The sequence below is a fragment of the Pseudomonas agronomica genome, from assembly GCF_025917275.1.
Lineage (GTDB): Bacteria > Pseudomonadota > Gammaproteobacteria > Pseudomonadales > Pseudomonadaceae > Aquipseudomonas > Aquipseudomonas agronomica.
Genome location: NZ_JAOSHO010000106.1, coordinates 1 through 13,322, shown reverse-complemented (window position 1 = coordinate 13,322; position 13,322 = coordinate 1). Strand labels below are relative to the sequence as shown.

The window sequence follows — 13,322 nt, the reverse complement described above, 5'->3', positions numbered from 1 at the left end:
CAGCGCGGCTTCCTGGAATACGGTGACGAAGCGATGAAACCGCTGGTCCTCCATGACATCGCCGAGGCGGTGGGCATGCACGAGTCGACGATTTCACGGGTGACCACGCAGAAATTCATGCATACCCCGCGGGGAATCTATGAATTGAAATATTTTTTCTCCAGCCATGTCAGCACCTCCGAAGGCGGCGAATGCTCGTCCACGGCCATCCGCGCGATCATCAAGAAACTGGTCGCCGCGGAAAATCAGAAAAAGCCGTTGAGTGACAGCAAGATCGCTGGTTTACTGGAGGCACAAGGCATTCAGGTGGCCCGCCGTACCGTCGCCAAATACCGCGAATCCCTCGGGATCGCACCTTCGAGCGAACGCAAGCGGTTGATGTAACAGGCCACGCCACAGCGTTCCAGTGGCAGGCAACCCAGCCTGCCGCTTTATGCACTGGCAACGAAGGAGAAGCTGTATGCAAGTCAACATCAGTGGACACCAACTGGAAGTGACCGAACCCCTGCGCACCTACATCGGCGAAAAACTCGACCGATTGGAAAGGCATTTCGACAAGATCACCAATGTGCAAGTCACGATGAACGTCGAGAAGCTGCTGCAGAAAATCGAAGCCACGCTGCATATCCCCGGCGGAGAAGTGGTTGCCAACGCAGAGCATTCAGACATGTATGCCGCGATTGACCTGCTGACCGACAAGCTGGATCGCCAACTCAAAAAGCATAAGGAAAAGACCCAGAGCCTCCTCCAGGGCGCAACCGGTCGTTAACCCCCCCAATCCATGATCCGACTAGAAACCATCCTGACCCCCGGCCGTTCCCAAGTGAACGCGCCGGGCGGCAGTAAAAAGAAAGCCCTCGAACAAATCGCCAACCTGATCCACCGCGAAGTGCCGGATCTGGAAATGCAGGATGTCTTCGAGGCATTGGTTGCCCGTGAAAAACTCGGTTCCACCGGTTTTGGCAACGGCATTGCCATCCCCCATTGCCGCCTCAAGGGCTGCGCCTCGCCCATCAGCGCGCTGCTGCACCTTGAAGCCCCCATAGATTTCGACGCCATCGATGGCGCTCCGGTCGACCTGCTGTTCGTCTTGCTGGTCCCGGAGGCCGCAACCGATGCGCACCTGGAGCTGCTGCGCCAGATCGCCAGCATGCTGGATCGCAAGGAAGTACGCGAAAAACTGCGCAGCGCCCCGAGCAACGAAGCCTTGTATCAGGTAGTCCTGGACGAGCAGAACGGCCATTAAACATGCGCATGATCATCGTCAGTGGCCGCTCCGGCTCAGGTAAAAGCACAGCCCTCAACGTACTTGAGGACAACGGCTACTACTGCATCGACAATTTGCCGGCAGGCCTGCTTCCGGAATTGGCCGAGCGCGCCCTGATCCACACCGAACTGGCGCAACCGCTGGTCGCCGTTTCCATCGATGCCCGCAACCTGCCCAGCCATCTGTCGCGATTTCCGGAATTGCTCGAAGAAGTTCGCAACCGGCATATCCAATGCGATGTGTTGTACCTGGATGCCGACGAAGAAACACTGCTCAAGCGCTTTTCAGAAACCCGTCGACGCCACCCGCTGAGCAACGCCAGCCGTTCCCTGGCTGAGGCGATTCATGACGAGAGCCAACTGCTCGGGCCCATCGCCGATTTGGCCGACCTCAAGGTCAATACTACCCACCTGAACTTGTACCAGCTGCGCGACACCATCAAGTTGCGCCTGCTGAACCAGCCGGAACCGGGAACGGCCTTTCTCGTCGAATCGTTCGGTTTCAAGCGCGGCATGCCGGTCGATGCCGACCTGGTGTTCGATGTTCGCTGCCTGCCCAACCCTTATTGGAAACCGGAACTGCGCGAGCAGTCCGGGCTCGACCAACCGGTAATCGACTACCTCGCCGCTCAACCGGACGTCGAGGAAATGTACCAGGACATCTCCAGCTACCTGCTCAAATGGCTGCCCCGCTTCGCAGCGAGCAACCGTGCCTACGTCACGATCGCCATAGGCTGCACCGGTGGCCATCACCGTTCCGTCTACCTGACCGAGCGCCTGGGTCAGCTTCTGCAACAATCCCTGAAGAACGTCCAGGTTCGCCACCGCGACCTCAGCTAAAGGATTCACATCGCGATGCCTGCTCGGGAAATTGAAATCATCAACAAGCTGGGTTTGCATGCCCGGGCATCGGCGAAATTCGTGGGTGTGGCGGGTCAGTTTCCTGATACCACCATCCGTGTCGGGCGCACGCCCGAAAGCACCGTCGACGGTAAAAGCATCATGGCAATGATGATGCTCGCTGCGGGCAAGGGCACCAGGATCCACTTGAGCACTGAAGGCGAACAGGCCCAGGAAGCGATGGATGCCTTGGTGGCGCTGATCAACAATTATTTCGACGAGGGGGAATAACTCCCCTGGGCCCAAGGTCATTTTGTGGCGAGAGAGCTTGCTCCCGCTCGGCCGGGCTGGCGCTCCAGTGCGCAGCGACCGCAAGAGTTCGGGTCCGCTTCGCGGCCCAGCGGGAGCAAGCTCCCTCGCCACAGAAGCGGTCTTGTCATGAGTTCTAATCGATACAAAAAAGGCGCGTCACCCAAATGGATGACGCGCCTTTTTTTCGGCCCTGAATATCAGCTACCCGCCACCGTCATACGCTCGATCAACACCGAACCGGTGCGGATGTTGCTGCGCAGTTCCAGGTCGTTCCCCACCGCCACGATCTGCTTGAACATGTCACGCATGTTCCCCGCGATAGTGACTTCCTGGACCGGGAATTGGATCTCGCCATTCTCGACCCAGAAACCTGCCGCGCCACGGGAGTAATCCCCGGTGACCATGTTCAGGCCATGGCCCATCAATTCGGTGACCAGCAGGCCACGCCCCATGCGCCGCAACAATGCCGCCTGGTCCTCTTCACCATGAGTGACGAACAGGTTGTGCACGCCACCCGCGTTGGCGGTGCTCGGCATGCCAAGTTTACGGCCTGAATACGTACCCAGGATGTATGAAACCAGTTCACCGTTTTCCACGAACGGCTTGGCGTAGGTCGCCAGCCCATCGCCGTCGAACGCCGAACTGCCCATGGCCTGCATCAGGTGCGGGCGCTCGTCGATGGTCATCCATTCCGGGAAAAGTTTCTGGCCCAACGCGCCTTCGAGGAACGACGACTTGCGATACAGATTGCCGCCGGACACCGCCGACAGGAAGCTGCCGAACAGGCCACCGGCCAATTCGGCGGAAAACAGCACGGGCACCTCGCAGGTCGGTACCGGCCGAGCGCCCAGGCGACTGGCTGCCCGTTGTGCGGCTTTCTGGCCGATGCTGACCGGGTCCGCCAGCAACGTGCCCTGGCGATTCACGTCATACCAGTAATCGCGCTGCATCTGGCCGTCGGCCTCGGCGATCATCACGCAGCTGAGGCTGTGGCGGGTCGATGCGTAACCGCCGATAAAGCCATGGCTGTTGCCATAGACCCGGCAGCCTTGGTGGGTGTTGAGCGTCGTGCCGTCGGCATTCTTGATCCGGCTGTCGGCGTCGAATGCCGCGGCTTCGCAGCGCAGCGCTTGTTCGATGGCTTGCTCAGGCGTGATATCCCAGGCATGGAACAGATCGAAGTCCTTCAGATCCTTGCACATCAGCGCAGCATCGGCCAAACCCGAGGCCTCGTCTTCGGACGTGTGCTTGGCAATCGCCAATGCCGCGGCGACTGTTTCGCGAATAGCGTCAGGACCGCTGGCCGAGGTGCTGGCCGAGCCCTTGCGCTGGCCTACGTACAAGGTAATGCCGAAACCCTGGTCACGGTTGAATTCGACGGTTTCCACTTCGCGCTGGCGCACCGAAGTCGACAGCCCCTGCTCCAGCGATACCGCCACTTCACAGGCGCTGGCGCCCTGTCGCTTGGCCTCGGCGAGAATCTGCTCGACTTGCTCCTGCAGTGCCGGCAATGCCTGGGGGCCGACGCTTTGAACTGCACTCATGGTGTTCTCCACTCAAATTCTGCTTTCGGTAACGGCTTTGTACGCAAAGCGCCTGGGCGTTTTTTCGTACAAACCCTTGGCCTTCGAGCGACCGGGCCGGACAACCGGCCCCCGACTGGTTATCATGGCGGCGTTTCTTTGCGGACTGCCACCATGGTTGATTCTTACGACGACTCCCTCTACGAGGGTGAAAAAAGCAAATCCCAGGTCAAACGCGAGCTGCATGCTCTGGTTGACCTCGGCGAGCGCCTGACAACACTCAAGCCTGACTTGCTGGCCAAGCTGCCCCTGACCGACGCCTTGCGCCGGGCTTTGGCCGATGCGCCCAAGCACACCGCGAATATTGCGCGTAAACGGCACCTGCAATTCATCGGCAAACTGATGCGCGATCAAGACACTGACGCCATCCTCGTTCTGCTCGACCAGCTCGATGCCTCCACCCGGCAGTACAACGAACGCTTCCACAACCTGGAACGCTGGCGCGATCGCTTGATCGCAGGCGACGACGGCACGCTGGAAAAATTCGTTATCGACTACCCGGAGGCCGATCGCCAGCAATTGCGCTCCCTGATTCGTCAGGCCCAGCACGAACTGGCGCAGAACAAGCCACCGGCCTCGAGCCGTAAAATCTTCAAGTACATCCGTGAGCTGGACGAGACTCAACGCGGCCTGCGCTGAGTTTCATCCGACCCTGTAGGAGTTGCCATAGGGCTGCGATCTTTTGATCTTTTGATCTTTTGATCTTTCGCTTGAGACTCAAGCGTCAAGGGAAAGATCGCAGCCTCGTTGCACTCGGCAGCTCCTACGCAGCTCCTACGCAGTACCTACACAGCTCCTTCACGGGTCCTTCCACAGCTTCTACATGGGTCTTGTGCATTTATGCACCCGTGCCACCCACGGTAATCGCATCGATCTTCAGGGTCGGCTGGCCGACGCCCACCGGCACCGATTGCCCGTCCTTTCCGCACGTGCCCACGCCGCTGTCCAGCGCCAGGTCGTTACCGACCATCGACACCTTGCTCATCGCCTCCGGCCCGTTGCCGATCAGGGTCGCGCCCTTGACTGGCGCAGTGATCTTGCCGTCTTCGATCAGGTAGGCCTCGCTGGTGGAAAACACGAACTTGCCACTGGTGATGTCCACCTGGCCGCCGCCGAGGTTGGCGCAATAGATGCCCTTCTTCACCGACGCGATGATTTCCGCCGGATCGCTCTGGCCGCCCAGCATGTAGGTGTTGGTCATGCGCGGCATCGGCAGGTGCGCGTACGATTCACGACGACCGTTGCCGGTGCGGGCCACGCCCATGAGGCGGGCGTTGAGTTTGTCTTGCATGTAGCCCTTGAGCACGCCGTTTTCGATCAGCGTGGTGCATTCGGTCGGCGTGCCTTCATCATCGACGCTCAGGGAGCCACGACGTCCGGCCAGGGTGCCGTCATCGACAATGGTGCAAAGTTTGGAGGCGACCATTTCGCCCATGCGTCCGCTGTAGGCCGAGCTACCCTTGCGATTGAAGTCACCTTCCAGGCCGTGGCCCACCGCTTCGTGCAGCAGCACACCGGACCAGCCAGAACCGAGCACCACCGGCAAGGTGCCGGCCGGGGCCGGGATCGCTTCCAGGTTGACCAGCGCCTGGCGCAGCGCTTCGCGGGCATAGCCCATGGCGCGGTCTTCGCTGAGGAAATAACGGTAGTCGGTACGCCCACCACCGCCATGGCCACCGCGCTCGCGGCGGCCGTTCTGCTCGACGATCACGCTGACGTTGAAGCGCACCAGCGGTCGCACGTCCGCCGCCAGGCCGCCATCGGTCGACGCCACCAGGATCCGCTCCCAGACCCCAGCCATGCTCACCGACACCTGCTGGATACGCGGGTCAAGGGCGCGGGTGGCGACGTCGATACGCTTGAGCAGTTCGACTTTCTCGGCACGGCTCATGACTTCCAACGGATTGTCCGGTGCATATAGCTGGGCCACGTCCTGGCTGCTGAACGCCTGGACCGTGCCATTCTGCCCGGCCCGGGAGATCGAACGAGCGGCACGGGCGGCGGCGCCGAGTGCTTCGAGGGTGATGGCATTGCTGTAGGCGAAACCGGTCTTTTCTCCAGACTGGGCTCGCACGCCCACGCCTTGGTCGAGGTTGAAACTACCTTCCTTGACGATGCCGTCTTCCAGCGACCATGACTCGGAGATCTGGCCCTGGAAATACAGGTCGGCGGCATCGATGCCCGGACCGGCCAGGTCGCCCAGCACGCCTTGCAGACTTTCCAGGGTCACGCCGCCGGGGGCCAAAAGGTGTTCACTGACTGAGGACAACAACCCGCTCATATGTTTTACGCCTTGAATTCGTCGTCTTGGACAGGTCGCTGTCGGGCGCCCTGCGAGAAAAAGCGCCGGTGGTTCGCCACCGGCATGCGCGCCCGGATGGACGCCTGTTCGCTGCTGTCGCGCTCGGCCAGCAGCACGGCCTCGCCTTGATCCTGTTGTGCCAGCACGCGGCCCCACGGGTCGACAATCGCCGCGTGACCAAAAGTCTCCCTTGGCCCTGGATGCACGCCGCCCTGGGCCGCCGCCAGCACATAACACTGGGTTTCGATGGCCCGGGCGCGGATCAGCACGTCCCAATGGGCCGCGCCGGTCACCGCGGTAAACGCCGAAGGCGCGGTGATCAACTCGGCACCGGCTGCCCGCAACTCGCTATAGAGTTCAGGGAAACGCAGGTCATAACACACCGTCAGTCCCACGCGGCCCACGGGAGTATCGGCAACGACCACGTTGCCGCCATAAGCATAGTCATCGGATTCGCGATAGCGCCCGCGATTGTCCGCCACGTCCACGTCGAACAGGTGCAACTTGTCATAGCGCGCCACGATCTGGCCTTGGTCGTCCACCAGCAACGAACAGGCATGGGGCTTGGCCTCGGGCTGGTCCACGGGTGGCAACGGCAAAGTACCGGCGACAATCCATAACCTGAGGTCGCGGGCGACCTGTTTCAACCAGGGCAGTATCGGCCCCTGACCAAAGGCTTCGTCCCGACCGATCTGCGCCACGTCCCGCCGGCCCATGGCGGCGAAGTTTTCCGGCAGCACCGCCAGCCTTGCGCCACCCGCCGCAGCCTGCTCCAGCAGCACGCGGGCACGAGCCAGGTTGGCGAGCACATCGCTTTGGCTGACCATTTGAATCACGGCGACTGGCATGGTGCGTCCCTCATTTTTTACATCACTGCCCCTGTGGGAGCGAGCTTGCTCGCGATAGCGGTGGGTCAGCAAAGGAAATGTGACTGAAACACCGCTATCGCGAGCAAGCTCGCTCCCACAGGGACTAGCGTTAGCTCGTCAAAACGGCTTGTCGAAGCTGATCTTCGGCTCCTTCCACGGCCCCTTGACGTCATATCTTACGCTGGCAAAACGCGCCACGCGGTCACCGATCAGCTTGTCGATCAAAAACAGCGCCCCGCCCACTGCCGGTGCACCGACAATCAAGGCGGCGATCGGCAGGTTGTTCGTCACCGGCAAGGTCACCAACAGCTTGGCGTCTACCCGGTCGGTGACCATGTCCAGCGTACCGTTGAGCTCAAGGTTGCTCGACGGCCCCGCCAGGGTAATGGGCTCGCGCGTGACGTACACGCCATCGCTCGCCACTAGCAACCCCTTGACCCGGTCGTAGCTCAACCCTTTGCCGAACAGGTCGGAAAAATCCAGGCGCAAGCGTCGGCCGATGGAGTTGAAGTTCAACAGACCGAACACCCGCAGGGCTTGGGCGCTGCCTTCAACCTCAACGAACTGGCCCTTGCTCAATGACGCATCGAGACTGCCGGAGAAACGCTTGGTGGCAACCCAGGCGGGCGAGCCGGGCCAACGACCGTCCACATCCAGGCGGAATTCCTGGCTGGTCACACTCGGCGCGAACCCCCAACCTTTCAAGACATCAGCCAGGTTCTTGCCCTTGATACGGCCCTTGTACCAACTGCTGGTGGAACCGGGTACGCCTTCCCAAGCGCCGTTGCCGTTCAAGACCATGCCCTTGAGGCCCATGTCCAGCTCGTTCAACGCAATACCCTTGCCGGTAGGGCGCACCTTCAATGACCAGGCGCCAATCAGATCAGGGCCTTGGAATAACTGGTCGATGGCAATATCCATCGCTGGAATCTTGCTGGGATCGACCGTGGCCAGAGGATCCGGGGCGTTTTCATCGGCCTGGACCGTCGGATCCACAGCTGGCAGGCGCACATAATCCAGCTTGATGCCGATCGGCGCGGCTTTCGCATCCGGCAGGCTGACGCTGCCCTTGGCCTGCTGGCTGTCAAGCCGCAGGGCCCAGGCGTCCGGTTTGCGGTCCAACTGCACCGAAGCCTGGTCCAGCGTCGTGCCCATGGCCGTGAGCTTGCCCACTTTCAGGTCGGCGCTGCTGAGCACCTGCCGGGCACTACCACCCGGATCCTGGCCGGCGTATTTGCCCAGCAAATCCTGCCAGGGGCTCACGTCCAGTTCCGACAGCGTGCCACGCAGTCGCAATCCCCTGCCGCCAGGCAGTACCGCATCACCGGAACCCAGCAGCAATTCACCACGACCGTCGGCGACCTTCCCACTCGGCGCGGCATAGGTGAAGCTGGCCAGGTCGCCATAGTTGACCCAATAACGCCGCTCCGGCCCCTGCAGCGTCATGCGGAACACCGTGTCGCGCCCGACATCGGCGGCCATCCCGAAGGGTGCCGGCAAGTCCACCGCCACACCCTTGAGGTTGGAGCTGACCGACAACTGGCTGTCGGCGCCGTCTAGGATCACTTGCAGTTGATACGGAACCACCCCGGAGACAGGCAATGGCTGGGTCACGCTCAGCCAATCGGTGAGTTTCTTCACCTCGACCCGCCCCGACGCCGTCACTCGCGTATTGAGCGCACCGGCGCGGCCCTCGGCAAAAATCTGAGCCGTCACAGGTCGATCGAACGCCCTGGCCGCGATGTTCTTGCCGCTCAACCCCTTGCTGCTGTCGAAGCGGAAATCACCCTTGAGCTCGCTCAATTCCAGCGCCGGCTCGCTGAGCTTGAGCCGGGCCTTGTCAGTGGCAAAATCCACCAGGATTTTCGGTTGCTCGCCTTTGACCAGCGGGATATCGAGCTTCACGCTGCCTTGCAGCGCACCGTCGCCTTCCCAACCAGCGAACGTGTCCGCCGTACCGATAGGCGCGGTCTGGAGGATTTTCAGTCCATCGCCCAATCCACCGGCAAACCCGCCGTCCAGCAGCAGATGAGAACTCTGCCCGCTGGGCACGTGGGGAATGTTCACCGAAACATCCTTCACCTGAGTGTCGAGCAATTGCCCCTGGCTGGCGAAAATGCGCACGCCGCTGTCTTCGACAAACACGTCGCCGCTGACCTTGCTGACCGAAGGCCAGCCCGGCTGGAAGGCCAGTTCGGCGTCATGCACCTTGAAAAACAGGCTGATGCTGCGGGCGGCGTCTTCGGCGCCGTGATTGAGCGAGCCTTGGTATTGGAAAAAACCCTCGTCCACGGCGCCCTTGACGATCGCCGTGCGCAACCACTCGTCCAGCGCCGGGCTGAGGACGGCCGGCAGGTACTTGCCGGTATAGCGTCCGTCTCCATCCACCAGGCCGACCCGCAGGTCCATGTAATCTTCCTGGCTGTGGTCGAAATGCAGGCGAATCAGGAAATCGCCGGCAATCCGGCCTTCCTCCCCCAGCACCTTCAGGTAGGGCGCGATCAGGGTGAAGCCCTGCTTGTCGAGCTTCCAGGTCAACCGGGCGTTGGCTTGCAGGTATTGCCAGGGCTTGGCGAAGATCGGCGCCAGGTGCAGGGAGAAATCCTTGCTGTCCATGCGCAGTTCGCCGCCGCCCAGGTCACCGCTGAGGCTGCCTGAAACGTTGCGCGCCGCCGGGGCACCGCGATAGGCGTCAAAGCCCACCGTATCCAGGTTGGTGGCAAAGCTGACTTTCTGGTCACCGGTGTTTTGTGGACGAAAGTCCACCAGCACGTTACGCAGGCCACCGGTCACCTTGAGCCGATCAATCGCCGTGGCGACGCCCTCCGGCAACGGCGCCAAGGCATTGAGCAACGGCGTCAGCGGTGTCAGGTCGAGACGATCGGCCTCCAGATGCCAACGCTCCTCGGCTTTATCGGTGGCGTCGCTTTGTTGTAGCTGCAAGCGCGATTCCCAACGGCTCTCGCCCAGGTTCATCGCCAAGGTGTCGAGCGTCGCATTGAATCCTTGGCTGCCGCGCTGGAAATATCCGTTTAGGGCCAGGTTCTGGATCTGTACCGGTTTGCGGTCGGCGTAGGCGCCCTGCAACTGCGGCGCGTTCAGTCGCACCGCCGCTTTTTGCACGGTGCCCGCCCCCCAACTGAGCCAGAACTCACCACCGGCCTTGATCTCGGAAAAATTCCATTGTTGGGTCAGGCGCTTCGGCAGCCATTTGGACCAATCGCTTTGCGGCAGGCTCAGGTAGGCATCGGCCTCGCCATTTTTCCAGTCGCTGGCACGGATCCGCGTGCGCACGTTCACCGCCACGGGCTGGCCGTCAGGCAACGTCAGGCGGGCGTCCAAGCGTTGGCGCGTGGGGCCGGTGCGCAGGCTCAGGCCGACGTAGGTCAGGCTCAGCGGTGGCTGATCCAAAGGTTGCAAGGTAACTTGGCTGTCGAGCACCGACAGCTTCGAGACGATTTGCATTCGGTCCAGCAGCTGCTGCGGATCGAGTGGCTGATCGTCCCGCACTGGCAGGCCTTCCAAGGCCCACTTGCCGTCGGCGCCTTCCTTGAGGCTGATCTTCAGCCCACTCACTTCCAGATGAGCGATGCGCACCTGACGCGTCAGCAGGCTGTCCCATAGATCGGGCACGACGCGCACTTGATCCAGGTGCAAGGCATTGGCACCGTCACCAACCACGACGTCACGCGCCGCCAATATCGGCGCCAGGGCGCTCCAGCTCCCGTCGAGGCTGCCGACGTGCACGGGCATGCCCAAGGCTTCGCTGGCCCGGGTCTCAAGCTCGCCACGGTATTCGGCCACCAGCGGGACCAGTTCCCGACCGAGGCTGACGTACAACGCCAGCAGCACCAGCACCAGTGCACACAGGCCCAGCCCCCAGCGCGTCAGCGTAGCCAAAAGACGTGTCAGGCGCTCCATGTCAGCAGCCTCCCCTGGCCAAGGCATTCAGATTCGCGGCCTCGCCACTCCACACGCCGCTTCAGAGCAACACCACGTCGTATTGTTCCTGGGAATACATGGTTTCCACCTGGAAACGAATCGTGCGTCCGATAAAAGCCTCCAGTTCCGCCACGTTGCCTGACTCCTCATCGAGCAGGCGGTCCACCACTTTCTGGTTCGCCAACACTCTATAGCCAGTGGCCTGGTAGGCGCGCGCCTCCCGGAGAATTTCCCGGAAGATTTCGTAACACACGGTTTCCGGGGTCTTGAGCTTGCCCCGTCCCTGGCAACTGCTGCACGGTTCGCACAACACCTGCTCCAGGCTTTCGCGGGTGCGCTTGCGGGTCATCTGCACGAGGCCCAGCTCGGTGATGCCGATGATGTTGGTCTTGGCGTGATCGCGCTCCAACTGTTTTTCCAACGTGCGCAGCACCTGGCGCTGGTGCTCTTCGTCTTCCATGTCGATGAAATCGATGATGATGATCCCGCCAAGGTTGCGCAGGCGCAGTTGCCGGGCAATGGCGGTCGCCGCTTCAAGATTGGTCTTGAAGATGGTCTCCTCGAGATTGCGATGACCGACAAAGGCACCGGTGTTGACGTCGATGGTGCTCATCGCCTCGGCCGGATCGACCACCAGGTAACCGCCAGACTTGAGCGGCACCTTGCGCTCCAGTGCACGCTGGATTTCATCTTCGACCCCGTAGAGGTCGAAAATCGGCCGTTCGCCTGGGTAGTGCTCCAGGCGATCGGCAATTTCCGGCATCAGTTCGGCGACGAATTGGGTGGTTCGCTGGAAGGTTTCCCGGGAATCGATGCGAATCTTCTCGATCTTCGGGCTGACCAGGTCGCGCAGGGTCCGCAGCGCCAGGCCGAGGTCTTCGTAGATCACGCTGGGGGTGGCGATGGTCTTGATCTGCGCGGCGATCTGGTCCCAGAGCCTGCGCAGGTAGCGGATGTCCATGAGGATTTCATCGGCCCCGGCGCCTTCGGCCGCGGTGCGCAGGATGAAGCCACCCGCCTCCTTGATGCCTTCTTTTTCCACGCAATCGCTGACGACTTTCTTGAGACGCTCGCGCTCGGCTTCGTCCTCGATCTTCAGGGAAATGCCGACATGGGCCGTGCGCGGCATATACACGAGGTAGCGCGATGGAATCGACAGTTGGGTGGTCAGGCGCGCGCCCTTGGAGCCGATGGGGTCCTTGGTGACTTGCACGACGAGGCTCTGCCCCTCATGGACCAGCGCACTGATGCTTTCCACGGCCGGCCCTTCGCGCATGGAAATTTCCGACGCATGAATGAATGCCGCTCGATCCAGCCCGATGTCGACGAAGGCCGCCTGCATGCCCGGCAGCACACGCACCACCTTGCCCTTGTAGATATTCCCGACAATGCCACGTTTCTGCGTGCGCTCGACATGGACCTCTTGCAGGACACCGTTTTCAACCACCGCCACGCGCGATTCCATCGGCGTGATGTTGATCAGGATCTCTTCACTCATGGCAGGGTCTCGTTCAGGCATATTCACGATTATGGCCGTATCAAGTCAGTCAGCGCTCAGCGCGCGCTCAAGTTTTGCCAACAGGGTATGCCGAAATGGCCCAGCAGTTCCGCGGTTTCGCACAACGGCAGGCCGACCACCGCCGAATAACTGCCTTCGAGCCCGGCGACGAACACCGCACCCAACCCCTGGATACCATAGCTTCCGGCCTTGTCCCGGGGTTCGCCGCTGGCCCAATAGGCCAGCGCTTCCTGTTCGGTGATGATGCGAAAACTCACCCGACTGCGAACCACACGGGATTCGCAACGCTGTCCATCCAGCACGGCAATGGCCGTCAATACTTCATGATCGCGACCGGACAGGCCCAGGAGCATCGACACGGCGTCGGCCTGATCCTGGGGCTTGCCGAGAATTTTTCCGTCCAGAACGACAGCGGTATCGGCGCCCAACACGCAACCGTCGATGTCGGCTGACAGGGCACGTCGTCCCGCATCGGCCTTGCCACGCGCCAGGCGCTCTACGTAGGCCGATGGGGTTTCGTGATCGAGGGGAGTTTCGTCGATGTCCGCACTGACGGCGGTAAACGGCACGCCAATCTGTGTGAGCAGTTCACGTCGACGCGGCGAGCCTGAAGCGAGGTAAAGCGGTTTCATCAAGACATCTCCCTAACGCGACTGGCTTTTGTGGTCAGAGCTTGCTCCCGCCGGGCT

12 protein-coding genes are annotated in these 13,322 nt (G+C 61.5%); 6 read left to right on the top strand and 6 right to left on the bottom strand.

Going from position 1 to position 13,322, the window contains the following annotated elements:
• From OC610_RS10645 to OC610_RS10625, 5 genes are all read left to right on the top strand, one after another.
• Positions 1–384, top strand: a 384-nt coding sequence (locus tag OC610_RS10645; protein WP_456300302.1) for an RNA polymerase factor sigma-54, incomplete at its 5' end; no start/stop codon positions are given.
• 76 nt (positions 385–460) lie between these two features.
• A complete protein-coding gene (hpf, locus tag OC610_RS10640; RefSeq protein ID WP_039592236.1) occupies positions 461–769 on the top strand; it encodes a ribosome hibernation-promoting factor, HPF/YfiA family in 309 nt (102 codons plus the stop codon).
• 12 nt (positions 770–781) lie between these two features.
• Positions 782–1,246, top strand: coding sequence for a PTS IIA-like nitrogen regulatory protein PtsN (ptsN, locus tag OC610_RS10635; RefSeq protein ID WP_030139851.1), 465 nt, complete (start codon positions 782–784; stop codon positions 1,244–1,246).
• A gap of 2 nt (positions 1,247–1,248) precedes the next feature.
• Entirely contained in the window at positions 1,249–2,106 is an 858-nt protein-coding gene (gene rapZ, locus OC610_RS10630; protein ID WP_264427746.1) for an RNase adapter RapZ, read from the top strand.
• A gap of 15 nt (positions 2,107–2,121) precedes the next feature.
• The gene (locus OC610_RS10625; RefSeq protein WP_264427745.1) at positions 2,122–2,397 is read left to right on the top strand and encodes an HPr family phosphocarrier protein; all 276 of its coding nucleotides are present in this window, start codon (positions 2,122–2,124) and stop codon (positions 2,395–2,397) included.
• A gap of 218 nt (positions 2,398–2,615) precedes the next feature.
• On the opposite strand, the gene pmbA is transcribed toward OC610_RS10625, so the two are convergent.
• On the bottom strand, positions 2,616–3,962 hold the full coding sequence (gene pmbA, locus OC610_RS10620; protein WP_030139848.1) for a metalloprotease PmbA: 1,347 nt from the start codon (positions 3,960–3,962) through the stop codon (positions 2,616–2,618).
• A 153-nt stretch (positions 3,963–4,115) separates the two neighbouring features.
• Here pmbA and yjgA point away from each other — a divergent pair, with 153 nt between their 5' ends.
• Positions 4,116–4,640 carry a ribosome biogenesis factor YjgA gene (gene yjgA / locus OC610_RS10615; RefSeq protein WP_014336624.1) on the top strand — a complete coding sequence of 175 codons (525 nt, stop codon included), beginning with the start codon at positions 4,116–4,118 and terminating at the stop codon, positions 4,638–4,640.
• Positions 4,641–4,839: 199 nt separating this feature from the next.
• Here yjgA and tldD read toward each other — a convergent pair whose 3' ends face one another.
• The 5 genes from tldD to OC610_RS10590 form a co-directional block, all read right to left on the bottom strand.
• The gene (gene tldD, locus OC610_RS10610) at positions 4,840–6,282 is read right to left on the bottom strand and encodes a metalloprotease TldD (protein ID WP_003197828.1); all 1,443 of its coding nucleotides are present in this window, start codon (positions 6,280–6,282) and stop codon (positions 4,840–4,842) included.
• Between the two features lie 5 nt (positions 6,283–6,287).
• Positions 6,288–7,151 carry a carbon-nitrogen hydrolase family protein gene (locus OC610_RS10605; protein ID WP_264427744.1) on the bottom strand — a complete coding sequence of 288 codons (864 nt, stop codon included), beginning with the start codon at positions 7,149–7,151 and terminating at the stop codon, positions 6,288–6,290.
• 138 nt (positions 7,152–7,289) lie between these two features.
• Positions 7,290–11,093 (bottom strand): YhdP family protein, encoded by a 3,804-nt coding sequence (locus OC610_RS10600; RefSeq protein ID WP_264427743.1) that lies wholly within the window; start codon positions 11,091–11,093, stop codon positions 7,290–7,292.
• A gap of 61 nt (positions 11,094–11,154) precedes the next feature.
• Positions 11,155–12,612 carry a ribonuclease G gene (rng, locus tag OC610_RS10595; protein ID WP_030139844.1) on the bottom strand — a complete coding sequence of 486 codons (1,458 nt, stop codon included), beginning with the start codon at positions 12,610–12,612 and terminating at the stop codon, positions 11,155–11,157.
• Positions 12,613–12,668: 56 nt separating this feature from the next.
• On the bottom strand, positions 12,669–13,265 hold the full coding sequence (locus OC610_RS10590) for a Maf family protein (RefSeq protein ID WP_264427742.1): 597 nt from the start codon (positions 13,263–13,265) through the stop codon (positions 12,669–12,671).
• Positions 13,266–13,322 lie beyond the last annotated feature (57 nt).